Below are 21,029 nucleotides of genomic sequence, written 5' to 3'. Positions count from 1 at the left end.
GCGCCTCGCGGCGCACGCCGATGAGACCCCGGCTCGGGCAGGCTCGCCAGGAGCCGCTAAGAGCCGAGCGTCGCCAGGGCCGGGGCGAAGGCGATGAACAGGGGGACGAGGGGGGCCAGGGCGGCGGCTGTGGTGGTGCCGCGGCGGTGGGTCCGGGTGAGACGGGGCGGGGGGTCCAGGAGGCGTTCCACGCGCTGGTGGAGCAGCGGGCGAGGGGTCGCGCACGACAGGACGCCTCGGTGTTGGTTCAGTTCGATCAGGGCCAGCGCCGTGGTGAGGTGGCCGCAGCGGCGGGATGCCGTGTCGTCGGCGGAGAGTTCGACCAGGCGGTGGGTCTGGTCACGGAAGTGGGTGAAGAGCGGGATGCCCGGGAAGCCGCCGGCCAGGGCCTGGGACAGGTGCAGGAGCCAGTCGTGGCGGGCGCGGGCATGGCCCAGCTCGTGGGCCTGGATGGCGTCGAGCTGACCGCCGGTGAGGCGGTGCAGGGCGCCCGTGGTGACGACGAGCTGGGGCGGATGACCGGGCATCCACCAGGCGTCCGGGTACTCGTCCTCCAGCACGAGGAGCGGGCCGCGGGAGGCCGGGAGACCGGCCGGCAGCTCGGGGGCCCGTTCGGCCAGGTGCGCGCGGCGCAGCCGACTGCGCCTACGGGCCTCGACGACCTCGCGGGCCAGCATGGCCGTGGTCCAGGCGGCACCCCCGGCCAGCAGCAGCGTCAGCGCGGTGGTCCAGGGCGGGGCGGCGGCCAGGTCGTACGCCGCGGTGACCGAGGGCGGCGCGGGCGCGAAGACATGGACGCGGACCGTGTGGAAGACGGCCGAGGCGCTCAGTACGAGGGATGCCAGGCAGCACAGCAGGACGGTGGCGACCAGGCACTGCCACACCCACAGCGCGAGCACCGGTTCCCGTTCGGGCCAGGCGGCGCGGGTCAGGACGCGGGGAGCCACGACCGCGGCCGTCAGCGCGACGGCCGCCATCAGCAGGAGCGAGACGGATACGGTCATGTCGCGGGCTCCTTCTCCTTGGTCGCCATGTCCCCGGTCGCCCACTCTTCGGCCTTCGGTGCCTTGCCCGGGACGGGCCGGGTGCGGAGGCGGGCGGTGGACACGCTACCGGTCCCAGAGGCGCCGACGGCAATACGCGGCGCGACGGGGCAGCGCGCGCGACGATGGAAGGCATGGGAGTCACCGACGCGGCGAGCGGGCCGAGTGGCGGGTACTCCGGTACGCCACTGGCCAAGAAGATCGGGGTCAAGGCAGGCCATCGGGTGCGGCTGCTGCACGCGCCGGCGGAGGGATGGGGGATTCCCGGGCTGCCCGAAGGGTGCGAGGTCGCCGAAGGGGGACCGGAGGGAGCGGACGTGGCCTTGGCCTTCTACCGGGAGGCCGCGGTGCTGGCCGCCGAAGGCCCCGGGCTCGTCGAAGCGCTCGCCGATTCCGCGATGCTCTGGATCGCCTGGCCGCGGAAGGCCGCCGGGCACGACAGCGACATCACCGAGAACAGGCTGCGGGAGCTGTTCCTGCCGCTGGGTGTCGTTGATGTGAAGGTCGCCGCGCTCGGTGACGACTGGTCGGGGCTGAAGTTCGTACGCCGCAAGGAAAGGCGCGAGGCGAACCGGCCCGGCTGAGCAACCCACCCGGCTGAGCAACCCACCTGGCTGAGCAACCCCGCGTGCCTGAGCAACCCGCGTGCTTGAGCAATCCGCGTGCCTGAGCGTTCCGCTGCCTGAGCAGCGGCTTGTCCGAAACTCGATGCGCCGCTCCCCGGTCCCGCGACACTCTTAAGAACCTGCGTACTTAAGGAGTCCTTACCGTGAACGGCTAGCATCGCCCTTTGTTGTCGGACGAGGTTGAGATTGGGGTGGGTGTCGTGTCGGTGGGGCCGCGGATCGCGGTGGCCGTGGTGACGATGGGCACGCGGCCCCAGGAAGTGGACGCGCTGCTCGCCTCGGTGGCCAAGCAGGACATCGCGCCCGCGCGGATCGTGATCGTCGGCAACGGATGCCCGCTGCCCGAGTTCGCCGAGCGGCTGGGGCTGCCCGGCGAGGTCACCGCCATCGAGGTCGACGAGAACCTCGGCTGCCCGGGCGGGCGGAACGTCGCGCTGCGGCGGCTGCGGGAGTTCGGGGACGTGGACGTCGTCGTCGAACTGGACGACGACGGACTGCTCGTGGACCCCGATGTCCTGCGGAGGGTACGGGACCTGTACGCCGCCGAGCCGCGCCTGGGCATCGTCGGCTTTCGGATCGCCGACGAGAACGGGGAGACCCAGCGACGGCACGTGCCCCGGCTGGGCGCCAAGGACCCGATGCGGGGCGGCGAGGTGACCGGCTTCCTCGGCGGCGGCCACGCCCTGTCCATGGAGATGCTCGCGCAGACCGGGGACTGGCCCGCCGAGTTCTTCTTCGCGCACGAGGAGACCGATCTGGCGTGGCGGGCCGCCGACGCCGGGTGGACCATCCGGTACGAGCCCGAGCTGCTGCTCCAGCACCCGAAGACCTCACCCGCCCGGCACGCCATCTACTACCGCGTCACCGCCCGCAACCGCGTCTGGCTGGTCCGGCGCCGGCTGCCCCTTCCGCTCATCCCCGTCCACCTGGCGGTCTGGATCGCGCTGACCCTCGTACGGACGCGGTCCGCCGGCGGGCTGCGGGCATGGTTCGGCGGCTTCGTGGAGGGGCTCCGCGCATCGGCGGGGGAACGCCGGCCGATGCGCTGGGGGACCGTGTGGCGGCTTACGCGGCTGGGGCGTCCGCCGGTCGTCTGAGCCGTCGGGGCAGCTGAGCGGCTACGGGTCGGACGAACCGGGTTTTGCCCATGGGAACTCCTGGACGACTGAACGCGGGGAGTCCGGAGAGAGGCCGGGGTTGAACGCGGGGGAGTCCGGACAGGGCCGGGGCTGAACGCGGGCCGGTCCGGAGAAGGGCCGGGGTTCGCCCGTGCCTCCAGATACTGCCTTCAGATACTCGGACCCGGCCGCGACGGCGACACTCCCCCGAGCCGCGGCGACTTACGACGCCAACCGCGTACCGGAGCGACCGGGTCCGATGAAGTGATCAAATCAGGCCACGCCAACCGATCGCTAACATGGGGCGAAACGGTGTGGCGGGGCACAGAGTTTCGCCTGGAGGCTGGCGGAGCGGCTGATTCTGGCCGTGGGTACCGCCGGCGGGAAAAGGCGGACAGGTGGGCGGCGGGAAGCGGGCGGAGCGAGGGGCGGCCGGGCTGCCGCCCGGGCCGATGCCCGCGCGGTCGTCCGGGGCGCGTTCCGGGCTGCGTTTCGGGCTACTCGGGCCGACCGTCGTGTACGACGCCGACGGGGTGCCGCGGCCGGTCAGCAGTGCCAAGGGGCGGGTGCTGCTCACCGCTTTGCTTCTGGAACCGGGGCGCGTCGTCTCCGTCGACGTGCTCAAGTACGCGCTCTGGGGCGGGACGCCGCCCGCGTCCGCCCACGCCTCGCTGCACAACCATGTGACCCGTCTGCGGCGGCTGCTGGACGACCCGGACCGGCTGAGGTCGGTACCGCCCGGCTACCAACTGCGCGTCTCTGAGGGCGAGTTGGACGTACGGGTCTTCGAGGCCCGGGTCGCGGCCGCCCGCGCGGCACACGCACGGCGGCACTGGGAACGGGCCGCCACCGAAGCCGTGGCGGCCCTCGCGCTGTGGCGCGGCACCCCGCTGAGCGGTATGCCTCCGGAGGCAGGCGGGCTCTCCCTCGTCCAACGGCTGAGGGAGGCACGGCTGTTCGCGCTGGAGTGCCGGTACGACGCCGAACTGGAGCTGGGCCGTGGGGTGGCCGACGGGTCCGTACGGCTCGCCGCTCTCGCGCCCGAACTGGCCGAGCTGGTCGCGGAGTTCCCCCTCCGCGAGGCCTTCCATCGCCAGCTGATGCTGATCCTGCACCGGACGGGCCGCCAGGCGGAAGCCCTCGCCGTCCACCGTGACCTGCGGTACACCCTCGACCACGAACTCGGCGTGGAGCCGGGGCGCGCGGTACGGGAGGCCCATCTGGAGATCTTGCGGGAGCCGGGGACGGAGCTTCCGGGAGCGTTCGCGGGGGATGGGGCGTCTTCTGCCGAGCAGGCGGCCGCCGTGGAGTCCGCGCACGCCCGACACCGTGACCCAAACCCTCGCTTCCCGTCTACCGAGTCCGCTGCCGCCACCGAGTCGGCTTCCGCCGTCGAGCCGACAGCCGCCACCGAGCCCGCTTCCGCCACTGAACCGGCTTCCGCTGCTGGGCAGGCAGTTGCCGCCGAGCATGCTTCCACTGAAGACGACGCCGTCTCCGCGCCGCTGTCAGCCGAGCCGACCGCCGCCCACCCTGGCCTCCGCGAAGCCGACCCGCCCTCGGCGGAGGCCACCCCCACCGCCCCGAAGGACCCCGTCGCCGTCTCGCTCCCCGCCTCAGTCCCTCGCCCTGCCCAACTCCCGCCCGGCCCGGTCCACTTCACGGGCCGCACCCAAACCATCGGCGATCTGCGCACCGCGCTCGTCCCGGCCGGGGACGAGCACCCCCGCGTGGCCGTCGTCAGCGGTATGGCGGGGGTGGGAAAGAGCGCGCTGGGCGTGCAGGTGGCGCACGGGCTGCGGGCGGAGTTCCCGGACGGTCAGCTGTACGTACGGCTGCACGGGGCAACCCCGGGCGTGCCCCCGCTCACCGTCGGGCAGGCCCTCGCCGCGCTCGTCCGTGACCTGGGCGTGGAGCCCTGCGATGTGCCCGAACACCCGGACGCGGCAAGCGCGTTGCTCCGCTCGCTGCTGGCCCCCACCCGCACCCTGCTCGTGCTGGACGACGCCGCGAACGCCGCCCAGGTCCGCCCCTTGCTGCCCGCGGGCCCCGGTTGCGCGGTGATCGTCACCAGCCGCTCGCCCCTCACCGCGCTGGACGGTGCGACGCGCTTCCCGCTCGCGCCCCTCTCCGAGGAGGAGAGCGCCGAGCTGCTGCGGGCCGTCTCCGGACGGGACGGCCTCGACGGTACGCACCCTCTTGTCGGCCTCACCGGACGGCTGCCGCTCGCACTGCGGATCGTCGCGGCCCGGCTCGCCGCCCGCCGGGTCCTCACCCCGGACGCGCTCGCCGGCCAACTGGCCGCAAGCGACGAACGGTTGCACCACCTCGAGTACGACGACCTCAGCGTGCGCCGTTCGCTCGCGGTCGCCCTCGACGCACTGCGGGCCTCGGACCGCGAGGCCGACCGGGATGCCGCGCTCGCCCTGCGCCGGATCGGCGCGCTCGACCTGCCGACATACGGAGTCCCGCTGCTCGCCCGGCTCCTGGGCACCGGCGAACGGCGAGCCGAGGCCGCCCTCGACCGCCTCGTCGACGTCGCCCTCCTCGACGAGACGACGTACGGCCGCTACACCCCGCACGACCTGGTACGCGACTTCGCCCGTGAGGTCGCCCGGGTGGCGGCAGAGGGCGAGGGGGAGGGTCCCAACTCTGCAGGCCCCAATCCCGCAGGTCCCAACCCCTCAGGCCCCGGCCCCGACCCCACCGACATCGCCCTCCACTGGTACATGGCGTCCGCCCGCCAGTGCGTGCTCGCCCTCATCCCCTCCGGCGCCGAGCGCGACAACCGGCTCGGTGCGACCCCGGCCGAGCGGGACCGTACGGTCGCCGAGCAGGACCGTATGGTCGCGGAAGGCGACGAAGCCGCCCCGTTCGCCTCGGCCGCCGAAGCCGTCGCCTGGGGTGATCGCGAGGTGGCGAACGTCGTCGCTCTTGTCGAGGGCCGCGCCGCCGACTCCCCGCTCGTCCCCGTCCTCGTGCGCTCCCTCTTCCCGTATCTGCAGCGTCGTGGCCGGCTCCGTGAGCTGGCGGCGCTCGGGCGGCGGGCGCTGGACGTGGCGCGGCGCCTCGGGGACGAGGCCGCCGAGGCGATCGCGCTGTCCGATCTGGCGGGGCTGCACTTCATGCAGGGCCGCGCGGGGGAGGCGCTCGCCCTGACCGACCAGGCCCTCGCGCGCTGGCGCGGCCTCGGTGTCGTGTCGCGCGTCCAGCGCTGTCTGAACAACCGGGGTCTGCTGCTCGAAAGCCTCGGCCGGTACGCCGAGTGCGAGGTTGCCCTCCGTGAAAGCCTGGAGCTGGCACGGGAGTTGGGCGACGTGGACGGCGAGGCCGTCGCCTACAGCAACCTGGGCAACCTCTACGAGCACACCGACCCGCGCGCCGCCATCGCGTGGCACGAGCGGAGTATCGCGCTCGGGGAGGCCATGGGCGACTCGCGCGTCCGTGAGTCAGGGCACTGCAACATCGGGTACGCCCACCTCACGCTCGGCGAACCGGCCGGTGCGCTGGAGCACTTCGACCGTGCCCTGAGCGTCTCGGACGGCGTCGACTGGCAGAGCGGCTCGCAGACCCGCCTCGGCCTGGTCCGTGCACTGCGTGGCCTCGACCGCACCGAACGCGCCGCCCGCGAATGCGCCCTGCTCCTGGAACGCGCCGAACAGCGCGCCGACCGCTACACCGCCGGTCTCGCCCGGCACCAGCAAGGACTCCTGCTCAGGTCGGCGGGCCGCACCGAGGAGGCGTACGAGCAGTGGGGACTGGCTCTCGACGCACTGCACGGCACCGACAGCCCGGTGGTCGAGGAGCTGAGACAGCTACTGCTGGAGGGCTGAGACCGCTACTGCCGGAGCAGACCAACTGACCTCCTCCACAAGGGAGTTCGCAGGGAGTCGGCCAGTCCGAGGAAGTGGCTCACTTCGCGTCCGCGTAACACTCCACCACCGCCGTCGTGAACGGAAACCGCACCGGCGTCTCCCCGAATGTCAGCCGCCCCGCCAGCTCTGCCGCCTCCCGGATCGCCTCGACCACCGCGTCGGCCTCCTCCGCGGGACAGTGCACCATCACCTCGTCGTGCTGGAAGAAGACCAGCTCGGCCGCCATGTCCCGGCAGGCACGGCGGAGTGCGGCGAGCACGAGAAGGGTCCAGTCGGCGGCGCTGCCCTGCACGACGAAGTTGCGCGCGAAGCGGCCGCGGGCACGGGAGTTGGTGGAGGCGTACCCCGGCACCCACTCGTCGCCGTCGGAGCCGCCGGATGCTCCCTCGATTCCTCCGCCCGGCTCGTCCTGCGGAAGCCCCGCCTCCTCCCCGGACGACTCCGACTCCACCGCCGGTGGACAGGTCCGCCCCAGCCACGTCCGTACGAGCCGGCCCTCCTCGCCCGCCCGCGCCGCGTCGTCCACGTACGCCACCGCCCTGGGGAAGCGGCGGCGCAGCAGCGCGAGGTTCTTCAGGCCGTCGCCGGACGTCTGGCCGTAGATCGCGCCGAGCACGGCGAGCTTGGCCTGCGCGCGGTCGCCGGAGAAGGCGCGGTCGGAGACGGACTGGTAGAGGTCGGTCTCCCGCCCGGCGACCTCCATCAGGCCGGGGTCGCGGGAGATCGCGGCCAGCACGCGCGGCTCCATCTGGTCGGCGTCGGCCACGACGAGCCGCCAGCCGGGGTCGGCGACTGCGGCCCGGCGGATGACCTTGGGGATCTGCAGCGCGCCGCCGCCGTTCGTCACCCAGCGTCCGGTGACCGTGCCGCCCGGCAGGTACTCCGGTCTGAACCGCCCGTCCCGCACCCAGTCCTGGAGCCACGACCAGCCGTGCGCCACCCAGATCCGGTACAGCTTCTTGTACTCGACGAGTGGCTTCACCGCCGGATGGTCGATCGTCTCGATCTCCCAGCGGCGCGTGGACTTCACCTTGATCCCGGCCTGCGCGAAGGCCTTGACGACGTCCGCGGGCAGATCGGGCCGCACCCGGCGCCCGAACGCGGCCGACACCTCGTCCGTCAGCTCGGCAAGGCGTCGTGGCTCGCCCCCGCCCGCGTACCGCTCGCCCAGCAACTCGTGCAGCACCTCGCGGTGTACGTCCGCGCGCCAGGGCAGCCCGGACGCGTTCATCTCGGTCGCCACGAGCATGCCCGCCGACTCGGCGGCCGTCAGCAGCCGCATCCGCTCGGGGTGCGCGGTCGCGTCGTGTCTTCGCTGCTGGTGCTCATACACCTCTATGAGCTGTTCCAGCGGTACGTGGACGGGGCGCGGCTCGAAGAGCGAGGACTGCGAGCCGGGCTCGGCGGCGCGCTGACGGGGGTCCGGAGGTACGGGGCCGCCGCGCAGCCTGGCCAGGGCGGCGGCCGCCGATCGGGGCTCGCCGAGGCGCCCTTCGTGGCCGAGGAGGAGGGTCTCGGCGGCCTCCATGTCGTAGCACCGCTCCACGTGGACGCCCGCGTCGTGCAGCCGGGGATGGACCTCGGCCGTCGACCGCCACACCCAGCGCGTGACGTCCGGCCGGGACCGTACGGACTCGGCGAGGTCCGGCTCCCTGAGGAGCGGTCCGGCGGGCAGCCCGTCGGGGCCGAGGGGGGCGAGCTCGGCGCCGCCGTCCTCGGCCGGCGCGAGAGCCCACCGGTCGGTCATGACTGCGAGTCTCGCAGGAGGGTCTGACAATGGCCCTGAACTGCGAGTTCAGGGTTATGTCCAGCGCCGGGCACCGGGCGGCCCGGTCAATGGGCGGCCCGGTCATTGGGCCGGTCAGTCCTCCTGGAGGGGCTTCCGCACCTTCTCCAGCGCCTTCTCGATGTTCGCCTCGACCGCCGTCTTGTCGACGCCGAGTCCGCTGAGGAGGCCCGTCCCGGCCTCGTGCTCCAGCAGCGCGAGCAGGATGTGCTCGGTGCCGATGTAGTTGTGGCCGAGGCGGAGGGCCTCGCGGAAGGTGAGTTCGAGGGCCTTCTTGGCGTTGCTGTCGAAGGGGATGAGTGCCGGTACGTCCTCGGCGCGCGGCGGCAGGGCGGCGGTCGCGGCCTCGCGCACGGCGTCCAGGGTGACGCCCTGCGCGGTGATGGCCTTCGCCCCGAGGCCCTCCGGCTCGGCGATCAGGCCGAGGACCAGGTGCTCGGTGCGGATCTGGTCGTTGCCCGCGGTCTTGGCCTCGTTCTGGGAGACGACCACCACGTTCCTGGCCCGTGGCGTGTAACGGCTGAAGCCCTGGCTCGGGTCGAGGTCCGACTCCGCCTTCGGTACGAACCGCTTCTGGGCCGCCTGCCGGGTGACCCCCATGCTCTTGCCGATGTCCGTCCAGGAGGCGCCCGAACGCCGGGCCTGGTCGACGAAGTGGCCGATCAGGTGGTCGGCCACGTCGCCGAGGTGGTCCGCGGCGATCACCGCGTCCTCGAGCTGGTCGAGCGCGTCGTCGTGGACCTTCTTGATGGCGTCGATGAGGTCGTCGAGGCGTACGGATGTGGCGGTGCGTGGATTCGTGGTCATGTGTCAACCGTAGGTTGACAGTGGAGGGGTGTCAACCTTGAGTTGACACCCCTCGCTGATGGCCCGCGGGCGGTCTGCGGGCGGCTACTTCGGGGACGCCACGAGCAGGCGTACGGCCAGCCCCGTGAAGACCGTGCCGCTGAAGATGTTCAGGCCCCGGGCGACCCGTCGGCTGCGGCGGAGCAGTTCGGAGAGACGGCCGGAGAGCAGGCCGACCGAGGCGTCGAAGACGAAGCCCATGACGACGATGGTGACGCCGAGGACGAGGAACTGGCCCATCACATGGCCGAGTTCCGGGTTCACGAACTGCGGCAGGAACGCCACATTGAAGAGGATCACCTTGGGGTTGAGCAGATTCGTCACGGCCCCCTGCCAGAAGGCCCGCCGTCGGCCCGGGCCCGGCTCGGCGCCCTCCTCGACCGGTACGGAGCGGTCCCGGAACGCCTTGACCGCGAGGTACAGGAGGTATGCCGCGCCGGCCCAGCGCAGTACGTGGTAGAGCGTCGGCAGGGTGGTGAACAGCGCGGAGAGGCCCAGCATCGCGGCCACCGCGTGCACGAGCATCGCCGTGGCCACGCCCGCCGCGGCCATCACCCCCGCGACCGGTCCGCCCCGGCCGCCCATCGCCACGATGAACATCATGTCGGGGCCGGGACTCACGACGAGCGCGAGCGCGGCGACCAGAAACGCTGCGTACAGAGATGTGTCGACCATGGGGGCATGCTTGGCGGCGCCTTCCGGGGGGTCGACCGAATTTCGCGGACTGAGACGGCGTGGTTCGGCGACCCTCCAAGTCCGGCTCACCGCAGGCCGGTTGCGGCGCGCAGGGGCGACGGGCCGTCAGTCCGTCGTGACGTTCCGCGCCCGGAGCTCGAGCAGTTCCGGGGCCAGGACGCGGATCGTACGCCGGTCCATGGCGATCAAGCCGTTGCGTCGCAGCCGGGACAGGGCGCGGCTCACGGTCACGCGGGTGACGCCCAGGCGGTCGGCGAGTTGTTCCTGGCCGCCGGGGAGGACGGCACGCTCGTGCGGGCCCGCCGCGATCTGCTCCAGGATCCACGCGGCGACCCTGGCCTCGGTCGGCAGGGCCACCGCATCCGTCCAGCGCTCCTGCCCACGTCGGGCCTGGTCGGCGAGGATGCGCAACACGTGTCGCCGTACGGCGGGCACGTCGTCGACCAGCGCCAGGAAGCTTTCGCGCCGCAGACTCCGCAGCGTGCAGGGAGCGTCGGCGATCAGCGTGGCGGTGTGGCCGGCCCCGTCGATGACCGCGACCTTGTCCAGCGCGCACGGCCCCGTCCAGTCGCCGTGGCAGACACGGCGGCCCGCCTCCGTGGACGCAGTGGCCGTGACCCGCCCGCGCAGCAGGAGCAGGAGGTGGGTCGCCGGGGTTCCGGCGGCCCGCAGGACCTCCCCCGTACGGGCGCGGCGCGGCAGCGACTCGTTCCACAGGAGGCGAAGGCGTTCCTCCGGGAGCCCGGCCAGCAGGGGTACGGCCCGCAGGGCGTGCCAGTCCGGAGATGTATCGGATGTATCAGTTGATACGGATCGCATCACGTGCCCGACCGTACGGTCGCCGCATGCTGATCGTCGAACTCGCCTTCACACCCGCCCCGGAACGCCTGGCCGCCCGCCCCGCCCACCGGGAGACCCTCGCCCGCCTCCACTCCGACGGGCATCTCCTGGCCGCCGGACCACTGGCGGACGACTCCGGCGCGGTACTCCTCTTCACCGTGGCCCGGGACCAGTTGGACCGGATCCTCGCGGCCGACCCGTACTACCGGACCGCCGGCGTGGAGGTGGTCTCCGTTCGGGACTGGCGTCCGGTGGTCGGTGGGGACCGCGCAGCCGGCCGACCCGGACCGCGAAGCCAGCCACCCGGACCGTGAAGCCGACCCGGACCGCGGAGTCACCTGACCCCGCGCCAGGCCCCCGCCCCCGAAGCCCCCACCCCCACCACCACACAGACCCCCACGCACGCCCCCACCACGTCCCACGGCACCGCAACCCCCACCGGCGCCGACAACCGCCCAAGGGCGACGCACAGCCCGGCGAGGTTCACCGCCGTGACCGCGCCGCCGAGCAGCACCCCCACGCAGACCCCGACCACCGACTCCCCGGCGACCACCCGCAGCACCTGCCCCCGCGTGGCCCCGGCCAGCCGCAGCGACCGCAGCTCGGTCCCTCGGGCCGACGTGGCCATCAGCAGGGTCCCGGCCAGCGAGATCCCGGCGTACACAAGGGCGATGCCGAGCACGACGAACAAGCCGAGCCGGGTCTGCGCCCCGGTCCGAGGCCGTACGGAGGAGACCCACTCCTCCGCCGACTGCACGGTCCCACCGGAACTCCGCAGCGCCGCGGCAACCTCAGCCCGATGCGCTTCATGTGCTTGATGTGACTGATGCGCCCGATCACCCTGCCCCACCCCCGGAGGGACCCGTACCTCCAGCCGGTCGACCACCGCACCCCGGGCGTTCGCCATCGTCACGTACGCCCCGTTGTCCCCGGTCCCGCGCGCCAGCACCGCCGCGACACGCAGCCGGGCCGGCCGCCCGTCGCCCAGCCAGACGGAGACGACCGAACCGACCTCGTGCCGTTCCCACTCCTCGTTCACGACGATCGACCGGTCGTCGAGATCGCGTATGTCCCCGTCCACGACCGGCAGTCGGGACACGGCGGCGAAGGCCGCCACATCCGTCACGGCCCGCGCTTCGGACCGTATGAGCGCGGTCTCCTCCTCCCGTACGAAGACCGCGGTCGGGGCGGACCCGGCGACGGTGGCCCCGGCGGCGCGTGCCGCTCGCACCGCGCCCGCTGTTCGCACCACGCCCGCCGTTCGCGTCGCGCCCGCCGTTCGCACGGCGCCTCCCGTCTTCAACTCCTCACCCGTGACCACGAGATCGGCCCGGGTCCGCTCCCGTATCTCCTCCGCCTTCGCCCCCGAAACCGTCCCCGCCGCCCCCAGCAACGACCCCGCCAGCGCGACGGTCAGCAGCACGGGCGCCGCCACGGCGGCCGTACGTCGCATCGAGGCGCCCGCGTTCTCGCGGATCAGCATTCCGGTGGCGCCGGGCAGCCGGAGGAGTCGTACGACCGGACGGACCAGAACGGGCGCGAGCGCGGCGACGGCGGTCACGAGGAGCATCGGCTGGGTCGTGTACGTCTTCCGCTTCAGCAGGGCGGACGGGTCCGACCACAACATCCAGCCCAGCAGCCCGAGTCCGCCCGCCAGCAGCCCCGCCCCGACGATCCGCCGTGACCACGGCATCACCCCGGTGTCCACGGACGCTTCGCGCAACGCCTCGACCGGCCCGATCCGCCCGGCCCGCCGCGACGCGGCCCACGCACCCGACAGCGCGACCAACACCCCGGTCCAGAACGCCACTTGATACGGCCACTGCGAGAGCGACGAGCCGTCGACCGCGAACCACGGCGGAGCCACCCCGCTGTCCACCAACGCCCGCGCCAGCCGAGGCGCACTCCAAGAACCCAGCGCACACCCGACCGCCGACGCCAGGACCCCGACCGCCACCGCCTCCCCGAGCAGCAGTCGCCGTACCTGCCCGGGCGTGGCCCCGGCCATCCGCAGCAGCCCGAACTCCCGTCGCCGCAGCGCCACGACGAAGGCGAAGGTCGACGCCGTCACGAAGACCGACACGAAGGCGGAGACCCCGGCGGCCGTCCCCAGCAGCGAGTTCACCGCGACCAGTGCCTCGGCGTCCCGCTCGGTCGTCGGGTCGGCGAGGCGGCGCGCGTCGCCGGTCAGGACGCGGGCGCGGCCACCGGCCACCTCGCGCACGACCTTCCGCACGGCCGCCGCGGGCGCGTCCACGCCGGCCGCGTCGCGCCGGTCGCCGTCCTGACGTACGGGACCCAACTCGCTCAGCCTGTCCAGCAGTTGACTGTCCACAGGGTGTGGATGAGCCAACGGCTTGGACACCTGTGCGGTCCCGGGCCCCCGCCGCACCTCCACCGTGAGCGTGTCCCGCCCCATCACGACGACGGGCGACGACGCGAGCCGCTCCGGCGGGCGCGAAGGCGCGTCGAGGGAGGCGGCGAGCCCGAGGCCCATCGCCGTCATCACACCCACCCCCAGCGCGACGGCAACGAAGGAACCGGCGAAGGACGCCCACCGGGCGCGCAACGACGACAGGCGGGGCGGCCGCAGACTCAGCACGGCACGCCCTCCAGCTCCGTCATGCGCGCGGCGACCCGCTCGGCTGACGGCCCGGTCAGCTCACCGCTCACCCGGCCGTCGACCAGGAAGAGGACCCGGTCGGCGTACGAGGCGGCCACCGGATCGTGCGTGACCATGACCGTCGTCTGGCCTTCTCGATCCACCAAATCCCGTAGCAGCGAAAGAACCTGACGGCTCGTCGCCGTGTCCAGCGCACCCGTCGGCTCGTCCGCGAACAGCACGGCGGGGCGCGTGAACAGCGCCCGCGCGAGCGCGACCCGTTGCTGCTGCCCGCCCGACAACTGCGACGGCCGGTGCCCGGCGCGGTCGGCGAGGCCGACCCGCTCCAGCGCCTCCCGCACCGCCGCGCGCGAGGGCCGGCGGCCGGCCAGGCGCAGCGGCAGCGCCACGTTCCGCGCGGCCGTCAGCGACGGCAGCAGGTTGAACGCCTGGAAGACGAACCCGATCCGCTCCCGCCGCAGCAGCGTCAGCCGACGCTCGCTCAGCCCGCCCAGCTCGATCCCGTCGACGGCCACCGTCCCGGACGTCGGCCGGTCAAGACCGGCCGCACACTGCAGCAAGGTCGACTTTCCCGACCCCGAAGGCCCCATCACGGCCGTGAAGGTCCCGGCGGCGAAGTCGAGGTCGACCCCGTCCAGGGCGGCGACGGCACCGTAATGGCGGCGCAGGGATCGGATACGTACGGCTGTGGTCGTCATGCCCTCCAGCGAACCGTCCGCGGGCCGCCCGCACACGACCAGCAGGGGGCGTCCCCGGGGTAGGGCCGGCCATACCAGCCAGGCCAGGGCGTCCCCGGGCCGACCGCAGGCCCATGACACGATCGAGGAATGAGTAGTACGTCCAGCACCGTGGAGCGCGCCTTCGAGGCCGCCCTCTACGCCGACTCCGACGCGGCCCTCGACACGGGCGCCTCGATGCTCGCCGCCGACCCGGCGTCCGACGCCGAACTCGCCCGCCGCGGCGAGGAGTTCGTCGCCGCGGCCTGGCGTCGCGGCTGGCAGCCCGCCGATGTCGTACGGATCGTGCGGCGCGAGCTGGACGACGTTCACGTACGCCTGGTGTCGGAGCTGATCCTCGCCGAGGCGGGCAGGAACCGGCAGCCCGGGCAGGCGAAGGGCCCGCGCTGGGCGGCGCAGCTCGCGGAGCTGGACGCCGAGGCGGGGGCGGGGGCGGGGGCACAGGCTCAGGCTCTGGCACCCCGCCCCGACCGCTTCTCGCACGCCACCGCCGTACTGGAGCTGTACCGGCTGCTGCTCCGCCTGCCCACCATCGAGCCACTGGACGCACACGTACCGCACGGCCCGAAAGGGACCGCCGACGCCCCGCAGCACTCCCGCATGCTCACCCGCATCCGCGCGCTGCTCGCCAAAGCCGAGGCGACCGGGTTCCCGGAGGAGGCTGAGGCGCTCAGCGCGAAGGCGCAGGAGCTGATGGCGCGGCACAGCATCGACGAGGCACTGCTCGCGGCCCGTACGCACGCCAAGGACGCCCCCGGCGCCTGCCGGATCGGCGTCGACCCGCCGTACGAGACGGCCAAGGCGGTACTCCTCGACGCGGTGGCCGGGGCGAACCGCTGCCGCGCGGTGTGGAACGAGGCCCTCGGCTTCTCGACCGTCGTCGGCTTCGAACCCGACCTGGAGGCGGTCGAGCTCCTCTACACCTCGCTCCTCGTGCAGGCCACGGCCGCCATGACGAAGGCGGAGGCGGCCCAGAGAGCCGGCGGCAGGAAGCGTACGAAGTCCTTCCGGCAGTCGTTCCTCGCCGCGTACGCGCATCGGATCGGCGACCGGCTGGCGGACGCGGCCGAGGGGCAGGTGACGGCCACGGAAGGGGAGTTGCTGCCGGTTCTCGCGGCCCGTGACGTGGCGGTCGCGGACGAGATGGAGCGGATGTTCCCCGACACGGTCACGACCCGGATGCGCGGGGTGAACGACGCGGCCGGGTGGGAGGAAGGGGCCGCGGCGGCGGACCGGGCACAGGTGAGGGCGCGGCCGCCGCTGCGATAACGGGATGGCTGGATTGCCGGGACAGCCCGGTGACTCAGTCGCCGGCGCGCTGGAACGGGCTCACGGAAGCGTCCGGCTCGCTCTCGCTCCGCAGGGCGACCTCGCCGTACTCCCAGGCGAAGGACAGGTCGTCGCCCGCACCGGGCAGGCTGAACTTCACGGTCTTCACGGCGGCGCTGTTCTCGGTGTCGCCCGCGGGCCCTCGTACGTAGGTGATCGTGAAGCTCGCCGTCTCGTCCGGCTTGACCGTCAGCTTCTCCGGCTGCGCGCCCTCCTCGGCGGGGACGGTCCGTGAGGTGCCGCCCGCGTACAGGTCGACGCCGGCGAAGCCCTCCAGGGTGCAGTCGGCGCCGGAACGGTTGGTGAGGGTCACGGAGACGTTTCCGGTGTCGCCGGCGGCCGGGGCCTCGTTGGCGGCGACCTGTCTGCCGAGCTGGTCGGCCTTGCAGGCGGTGGAGTCGGCCGGTGCCGCGGACTTGGTGGGCTCCTTGTCACCGTCACCGCTGCCGTCGTCCTCGCAGGCGGTCAGGGTCAGGGTGAGGGCCGCCGCGAGGGCGGTGACAGCGATCGGCAGGGCGCGCATGGATTTCCTCTGGCCTCTTGGGTCGTGCTTCCGGGGTCGCACCGCTGGGCCGTCGGGCTCACTGCGGTGCTCGTAGATCATCATGCGGCCCCGCCGGGCGGGCGCGACCGGCCCACAACAATCCGCACCCGACCCGATGGTCCCCCCCCCGGCAAGCCGGACGGCCCCCGACAAGCCGGACGGACCGCGGAACCCGGGGGATTCCACGGCCCGTTGACGTGAATCGTGGAGGTGAACCGGCGACGTGAACCGGCGATGTGAACCGGTGAAGTGAATCCTCAGCCGGTGATGTGAATCGTCGGCTAGGAGCCCAGGCTCGCCGTAGGCAGCCCGGACGGCAGCTTCCCGCCCTCCGCCTTCGTATACGTTTCCTCGCCGAAGCCCTCCCACGTGACCTTCATGGTCTTGGAGTCGACGGAGTCGACCATGCCCTCGGCCCGGTCCTTGTTCCCGTCGGAGCACTTCAGCGCGATCATCTGCATGCCCGAGGCTTCCTTGGCGGTGCCGCTGCACACGGACCCGCCCGTCGAGAACAGCCCGGCCTGCTCACCGGTGATCACCAGTGCCACGGCCTTGCCGCCCTTGGTGGCCAGCCAGCTGCCCTCCAGCGCGCCGGCCTCGGCCGTACTCCCGCCGGAGTCGCCCGAGCCGCCGCCGGTGTCCGCCGACTCGGTCGGCGCCGGGCCGGTCGCGGAGGGCGAGTCGTCCCCGCCGCCCCCGTCGTCACTGCTGCAGCCGGTCGTCAGGACGAGCGCGGCCGCCAGCCCCGCCGCCGCGGCCGCGATCCGCGCCTGCCTGCGCGAGAAGGTCGCCGAAGTCACTGAAGCCCCCAAGGGTCTGGCCGTACAGGTCGCCGGTGTCACCGGTGTCGCCGGAACGACCGCAGCAAGCTATCAGGCCAGTCCTCAAGCGCTTCCGGCGCTACCAGGACGACTTGCGGACCCCTGGCAGGAACCCCTTGTGCGCCTGCTCCCGCAGATTCACCCGCGAGAGCCCGAAGGTCCGCAGATACCCGCGCGGCCGCCCGTCCACACTGTCCCGGTTGCGTACGCGCGTGGCGCTGGCGTCACGCGGCTGCCGCTCCAACTCCCGCCGGGCGGCGGCCCGTTCGGCGTCCGGCGTGGACGGCTTACGGATGATCTCCTTCAGCTCGGCCCGCCGCTCGGCGTACCGGGCGACGATCACCTGGCGCTTCTCGTTCTTCGCGATCTTGCTCTTCTTGGCCATCAGACCTTCACCCCACGGGCCCGGATCCGGGCCACGGCCGCCTCGACGCCGATCGTGTCGACGGTCTTGATCCCCTTCGTGCTCAGCTTCAGCCGTACGTACCGGCCTTCGCTCGGCACCCAGTAGCGCTTGCTCTGGATGTTGGGGTCGAAGCGGCGTGACGTACGCCGGTGCGAGTGGGAGATGTTGTTGCCGAAGCCCGGCTGGGCCCCGGTCAGCATGCAGTGCGCGGACATGTGAGTGACGAACCTCTCTACTTTTCGCTATCGATAATGGGATCCGTTTTCATATACTAGCCACATGGCACGCAATGAACTCCGCCCGGTCATCAAGCTCCGGTCCACGGCCGGGACCGGCTACACGTACGTCACCCGCAAGAACCGCCGTAACGACCCCGACCGGATGGTCCTGCGCAAGTTCGACCCGGTCGCCGGCCGGCACGTCGACTTCCGAGAGGAGCGCTGAGCACCATGCGTGAGGGAATCCACCCGGCGTACGGTCCTGTCGTCTTCCGGGACCGGGCCGCGAACCACGCCTTCCTGACCCGCTCGACCATGACGAGCGAGAAGACGATCGAGTGGGAGGACGGCAACACGTACCCGGTCGTCGACGTCGAGATCTCGAACGTGAGCCACCCCTTCTACACGGGGACGGCCCGCGTACTGGACACGGCGGGCCGCGTGGAGCGCTTCGAGCGGCGGTTCGGCAAGGGCGTCGGCAAGCGCGGGGAGCGCTGATGCTGTCCGTCGCCATCGTGGGCGGGCTGCACGCCGACGCGCGTGCGGCGGCCGTAGAGCGGCTGCTCGCGGAGGTCCCGGGGGCGGTCGCGCTGCACCACGACCTCGCGACGGCGGTGCAGGGCACGGTCGTTCGCACCGTCCGCGACCGCACCGGCATCGTCTCCGCGGGCGAGGCCCCGCTCGTCAACGACTGCGCGTGCTGCGCCCTGCGCGAGGACCTGGTCCCTGAGCTGGAGCGGCTCGCGGAGGACGGGGTGACGAGGCTCGCGGTCGTCGAACTGTGGGACTCGGTCGAGCCGAAGGCGATGGCCGAGGTGGTCGCGGGCGCGGGGCTCCGCCTGACCGGCGTGATCACCGCGGTCGACCCCGCCCTGGTACTCCCCTACCTCGGCAACGGCGACGACCTCGCCGACGCGGGCCTCGCCGCGGCCGCCACCGACCAGCGCACCATCGCCGACACCTTCGCCCGCCAGCTGGAGTACGCCCCCGTACTGGCCCTCGCCGACTCCCCGGATGCCGACGACGAGGACCGCGCGCTGCTGTCCCAGCTCCACCCGACCGCCCGCCAAGTCCCGATCGGCCACGGCGACTTGGCGGGCCCGGAGGGCTGGGACGCCTGGTTCGCGGCGTCCGGGCCCGGCGGATCGGGTTTCACGGAGCCGGGGTCCGTGGGCTCAGGGTCTGAGGGCCCAGAGGTTCCCGGACCGGGAGCTGCGGTTCCGGGAGCCACCGGCCCGGAAATCCCCGGCCCCGGAGATATGCGCCCGCAGACCCCGAGGTCTGCGCTCGCGGAGGCCGCCTTCGCCGGGTTCGACGTGGAGGCGGCGGCCGCCGCTCAGCATCCGGCCTGTGCGCTGTTGCCGGCCGAGGCGGACGAGTGCGGGGTCTCCACGCTCGTATGGCATCGGCGCCGGCCGTTCCACCCGGAGCGGCTGTACGAGGCGCTGGAGGACCTGACCTGCGCGGCGGCACGCAGCCGTGGCCGGTTCTGGCTCGCGGACCGGCCGGACACGCTGCTGCACTGGGACGCGGCCGGCGGCGCCCTGTGCGTGGAGAGCACCGGACCCTGGCTGGCCTCCCTGCCGGACGCAGCGTGGGAGATGGTGCCGCCGGTACGCCGTGCCGCGGCCGCGCTCGACTGGCACCCGGAGCACGGCGACTGCTGCCAGCACCTCGTCTTCACGTCACCCGGTCTTGACCGCGACGGGCTCGAACTGCTCCTGGAGTCCTGCCTGTTGACCGACGCGGAGTACGCCGCCGGCCGCACCGCCTGGAAACAGCTCCCGCCCGCCTTCGACAGCCTCCTGGAGGTCTGACCCATGCCCCGCAAGCCCGACCGCGACCGCAAGCCCTCGTCTCGTCCCAATCCGCTGGACGCGGCCAAGATCACGTACATCGACTACAAGGACACGGACCTCCTCAGGAAGTTCATCTCCGACCGCGGCAAGATCCGCAGCCGCCGGGTCACCCGCGTGAGCGCCCAGCAGCAGCGCCTGCTGGCCCGCGCGATCAAGAACGCGCGGGAGATGGCCCTGCTGCCGTACTCCAGCTCCAGCCGCTGAGGGCTCCGCATAGGTAGGAGATTCCCTACGTTTGACGCGTAGGGAATCTCCTACCTATCGTGTCCGCATGAACATCACTCACGCTTCATTCGTCACCCTCCCCGTCGCCGACCAGGACCGGGCCCTGCGCTTCTACACGGATGTGCTCGGCTTCGAGGTCACCGCGGACCTGGACATGCCGCAGGGGCGGTGGCTCCAGGTGGCGCCCGCGGGCGCGCAGACCGTGTTCACGCTGTCCGGCCCGGGGATGGGCGGTTTTACGCAGGGTGAGACCCGGGGGATCATGTTGCTCACGACCGACGTCGACGCGGACTGCGCGCGGCTCGCGGCCGCCGGGGTCCAGGTCGACGGGCCGGACGACCTCCCGTGGGGCCGGATGGCCGGCTTCCGGGACCCGGACGGCAACGGTCTGATGCTGCTCACGGAGAAGGAAGGTTTCTGACCGCACCATGACCACGACCGGGGCGCGCGAGGACCGCGTCTTCGCCGCGCTCGCCAACGCCACTCGCCGTGAGGTGCTGCGCCTGCTGCGGGACGAGGGCCCGCAGCCGGTACAGGCGTTGGCCGACCACTTCGACATGCGCCGCCCGAGCCTCTCGGAGCACCTCAAGGTGCTCCGAGAGGCCGGCCTCGTCTCCGAGGAACGCTCCGGGCGGCAGCGGATCTACCAGCTGGAGGCCCAGCCGCTCGCCGAGGTGCAGGACTGGCTCCATCCGTACGAGCGGTTCTGGCGCGACAGGCTCAAGGGGCTGAGTGATCTGCTGGACCGCATGCCCGACGATGGCGAGACATGAGTCCCGAACCGCATCCGCACGACCCCGGTGACCGTGACCGTGGTGACCACGACCCCGGTGACCACAATCGCAGTGACCACGACCCCGGTGGTCAGGACTTCGGTGGCCAAGCCTCCGGCGCGGCGGACGACGACCTCACCACCGTCCGCGTCGACCAGTTCCTGCCCCACCCGCCTGCCAAGGTCTGGCGTGCGCTCACCGAGCCCGAGCTGCTCGTGCAGTGGCAGATGCAGGGGGCCGAGCACTTCCGGCTCGAAGTGGGGCACCGGTACACGATGACGTCGGTGCCGCGCCCCAACTCCAACTTCTCCGGCACGGTCGACGTCGAGGTCCTCGCATACGAGACCTGCCGGACGCTCAGCCTCCGCTGGGCGGACCCCGATCCCGCGAACTCCGCGGACTGGACCATCACTTGGACCCTGGAACAGGAAGGGCGCGGAACGCGTCTCTTCCTAGTGCACGAAGGGTTCGATCCGGACGACCCGGCACAGATGATGGCGCGGAAGATCATGGACGGGGGCTGGAGGTCGCATGTGATGCGGGCTCTGGGACAGGCACTGGAACGGTTTTAGCGCTTCGACCGTCGAAGTTGTAATCGGAGGACCACCCCCCGTGCACGTGCATCTGCCCATGCATCCGCATGTGAAGACGGCTATGATCCGGG

Annotated in this window: 23 protein-coding genes; 12 read left to right on the top strand and 11 right to left on the bottom strand. The window is 72.5% G+C overall.

Annotated features, from left to right (window positions below; all coding sequences use genetic code 11):
* Positions 1 to 56 precede the first annotated feature (56 nt).
* Positions 57 to 1,004: a M56 family metallopeptidase gene (locus GAS53_RS13305; protein WP_151477729.1), complete on the bottom strand. Its 948-nt coding sequence runs from the start codon at positions 1,002 to 1,004 to the stop codon at positions 57 to 59.
* 173 nt (positions 1,005 to 1,177) lie between these two features.
* Here GAS53_RS13305 and GAS53_RS13300 point away from each other — a divergent pair, with 173 nt between their 5' ends.
* From GAS53_RS13300 to GAS53_RS13290, 3 genes are all read left to right on the top strand, one after another.
* A complete protein-coding gene (locus GAS53_RS13300; RefSeq protein WP_151477728.1) occupies positions 1,178 to 1,627 on the top strand; it encodes a DUF3052 domain-containing protein in 450 nt (149 codons plus the stop codon).
* A gap of 248 nt (positions 1,628 to 1,875) precedes the next feature.
* Positions 1,876 to 2,766 (top strand): glycosyltransferase family 2 protein, encoded by an 891-nt coding sequence (locus GAS53_RS13295; protein ID WP_263974132.1) that lies wholly within the window; start codon positions 1,876 to 1,878, stop codon positions 2,764 to 2,766.
* A gap of 473 nt (positions 2,767 to 3,239) precedes the next feature.
* The gene (locus GAS53_RS13290) at positions 3,240 to 6,620 is read left to right on the top strand and encodes a BTAD domain-containing putative transcriptional regulator (RefSeq protein WP_151477819.1); all 3,381 of its coding nucleotides are present in this window, start codon (positions 3,240 to 3,242) and stop codon (positions 6,618 to 6,620) included.
* Positions 6,621 to 6,699: 79 nt separating this feature from the next.
* On the opposite strand, the gene GAS53_RS13285 is transcribed toward GAS53_RS13290, so the two are convergent.
* From GAS53_RS13285 to GAS53_RS13270, 4 genes are all read right to left on the bottom strand, one after another.
* Entirely contained in the window at positions 6,700 to 8,409 is a 1,710-nt protein-coding gene (locus GAS53_RS13285) for a bifunctional 3'-5' exonuclease/DNA polymerase (protein WP_151477727.1), read from the bottom strand.
* Between the two features lie 114 nt (positions 8,410 to 8,523).
* The gene (locus tag GAS53_RS13280; RefSeq protein WP_151477726.1) at positions 8,524 to 9,255 is read right to left on the bottom strand and encodes a Clp protease N-terminal domain-containing protein; all 732 of its coding nucleotides are present in this window, start codon (positions 9,253 to 9,255) and stop codon (positions 8,524 to 8,526) included.
* A gap of 84 nt (positions 9,256 to 9,339) precedes the next feature.
* Positions 9,340 to 9,969 (bottom strand): LysE family translocator, encoded by a 630-nt coding sequence (locus tag GAS53_RS13275; protein WP_151477725.1) that lies wholly within the window; start codon positions 9,967 to 9,969, stop codon positions 9,340 to 9,342.
* A 126-nt stretch (positions 9,970 to 10,095) separates the two neighbouring features.
* Positions 10,096 to 10,809 carry a Crp/Fnr family transcriptional regulator gene (locus GAS53_RS13270; RefSeq protein WP_151477818.1) on the bottom strand — a complete coding sequence of 238 codons (714 nt, stop codon included), beginning with the start codon at positions 10,807 to 10,809 and terminating at the stop codon, positions 10,096 to 10,098.
* Positions 10,810 to 10,835: 26 nt separating this feature from the next.
* Here GAS53_RS13270 and GAS53_RS13265 point away from each other — a divergent pair, with 26 nt between their 5' ends.
* The gene (locus tag GAS53_RS13265; RefSeq protein ID WP_151477724.1) at positions 10,836 to 11,144 is read left to right on the top strand and encodes a YciI family protein; all 309 of its coding nucleotides are present in this window, start codon (positions 10,836 to 10,838) and stop codon (positions 11,142 to 11,144) included.
* Positions 11,145 to 11,164: 20 nt separating this feature from the next.
* On the opposite strand, the gene GAS53_RS13260 is transcribed toward GAS53_RS13265, so the two are convergent.
* Positions 11,165 to 13,432 (bottom strand): ABC transporter permease, encoded by a 2,268-nt coding sequence (locus GAS53_RS13260; protein ID WP_225858895.1) that lies wholly within the window; start codon positions 13,430 to 13,432, stop codon positions 11,165 to 11,167.
* Positions 13,426 to 14,151, bottom strand: a complete 726-nt coding sequence (locus GAS53_RS13255) for an ABC transporter ATP-binding protein (protein WP_151477723.1) — start codon at positions 14,149 to 14,151, stop codon at positions 13,426 to 13,428. Before GAS53_RS13255 ends, GAS53_RS13260 begins: the two co-directional genes overlap by 7 nt.
* 129 nt (positions 14,152 to 14,280) lie before the next feature.
* On the opposite strand from GAS53_RS13255, the gene GAS53_RS13250 reads away from it, so the two are divergent.
* Complete coding sequence (locus tag GAS53_RS13250) at positions 14,281 to 15,459, top strand: DUF2786 domain-containing protein (protein WP_151477722.1); 1,179 nt, start codon at positions 14,281 to 14,283, stop codon at positions 15,457 to 15,459.
* A 34-nt stretch (positions 15,460 to 15,493) separates the two neighbouring features.
* Here the strand turns inward: GAS53_RS13250 and GAS53_RS13245 are convergent, their stop codons facing one another.
* From GAS53_RS13245 to rpmB, 4 genes are all read right to left on the bottom strand, one after another.
* A complete protein-coding gene (locus GAS53_RS13245; protein ID WP_151477721.1) occupies positions 15,494 to 16,042 on the bottom strand; it encodes a DUF4232 domain-containing protein in 549 nt (182 codons plus the stop codon).
* A gap of 302 nt (positions 16,043 to 16,344) precedes the next feature.
* Positions 16,345 to 16,863 carry a hypothetical protein gene (locus tag GAS53_RS13240; protein ID WP_151477720.1) on the bottom strand — a complete coding sequence of 173 codons (519 nt, stop codon included), beginning with the start codon at positions 16,861 to 16,863 and terminating at the stop codon, positions 16,345 to 16,347.
* 100 nt (positions 16,864 to 16,963) lie between these two features.
* Entirely contained in the window at positions 16,964 to 17,269 is a 306-nt protein-coding gene (rpsN, locus tag GAS53_RS13235; RefSeq protein ID WP_151477719.1) for a 30S ribosomal protein S14, read from the bottom strand.
* Positions 17,269 to 17,505, bottom strand: coding sequence for a 50S ribosomal protein L28 (rpmB, locus tag GAS53_RS13230; RefSeq protein ID WP_151477718.1), 237 nt, complete (start codon positions 17,503 to 17,505; stop codon positions 17,269 to 17,271). The genes rpsN and rpmB overlap by 1 nt, the downstream gene beginning before the upstream one ends.
* A 64-nt stretch (positions 17,506 to 17,569) precedes the next feature.
* Between rpmB and rpmG the strand changes: the two genes are divergently transcribed.
* The 7 genes from rpmG to GAS53_RS13195 all read left to right on the top strand — a co-directional run bounded on the left by rpmG (position 17,570) and on the right by GAS53_RS13195 (position 20,937).
* On the top strand, positions 17,570 to 17,734 hold the full coding sequence (gene rpmG, locus GAS53_RS13225; protein WP_151477717.1) for a 50S ribosomal protein L33: 165 nt from the start codon (positions 17,570 to 17,572) through the stop codon (positions 17,732 to 17,734).
* 5 nt (positions 17,735 to 17,739) lie between these two features.
* Complete coding sequence (locus GAS53_RS13220; RefSeq protein ID WP_151477716.1) at positions 17,740 to 18,006, top strand: type B 50S ribosomal protein L31; 267 nt, start codon at positions 17,740 to 17,742, stop codon at positions 18,004 to 18,006.
* Positions 18,006 to 19,325 (top strand): GTP-binding protein, encoded by a 1,320-nt coding sequence (locus GAS53_RS13215; protein WP_151477715.1) that lies wholly within the window; start codon positions 18,006 to 18,008, stop codon positions 19,323 to 19,325. The genes GAS53_RS13220 and GAS53_RS13215 overlap by 1 nt, the downstream gene beginning before the upstream one ends.
* Positions 19,326 to 19,328: 3 nt before the next feature.
* Positions 19,329 to 19,571, top strand: coding sequence for a 30S ribosomal protein S18 (gene rpsR, locus GAS53_RS13210; RefSeq protein ID WP_151477714.1), 243 nt, complete (start codon positions 19,329 to 19,331; stop codon positions 19,569 to 19,571).
* Positions 19,572 to 19,638: 67 nt separating this feature from the next.
* Entirely contained in the window at positions 19,639 to 20,013 is a 375-nt protein-coding gene (locus GAS53_RS13205; protein WP_151477713.1) for a VOC family protein, read from the top strand.
* A 7-nt stretch (positions 20,014 to 20,020) separates the two neighbouring features.
* Positions 20,021 to 20,365: an ArsR/SmtB family transcription factor gene (locus GAS53_RS13200; RefSeq protein ID WP_151477712.1), complete on the top strand. Its 345-nt coding sequence runs from the start codon at positions 20,021 to 20,023 to the stop codon at positions 20,363 to 20,365.
* Positions 20,362 to 20,937, top strand: coding sequence for an SRPBCC family protein (locus GAS53_RS13195; protein WP_151477711.1), 576 nt, complete (start codon positions 20,362 to 20,364; stop codon positions 20,935 to 20,937). Before GAS53_RS13200 ends, GAS53_RS13195 begins: the two co-directional genes overlap by 4 nt.
* The last annotated feature ends 92 nt before the right edge of the window (positions 20,938 to 21,029 follow it).

It is taken from the genome of Streptomyces albicerus, assembly GCF_008905045.1.
Taxonomy (GTDB): domain Bacteria; phylum Actinomycetota; class Actinomycetes; order Streptomycetales; family Streptomycetaceae; genus Streptomyces; species Streptomyces albicerus.
This window is presented reverse-complemented; position numbering and strand designations above follow the sequence as displayed.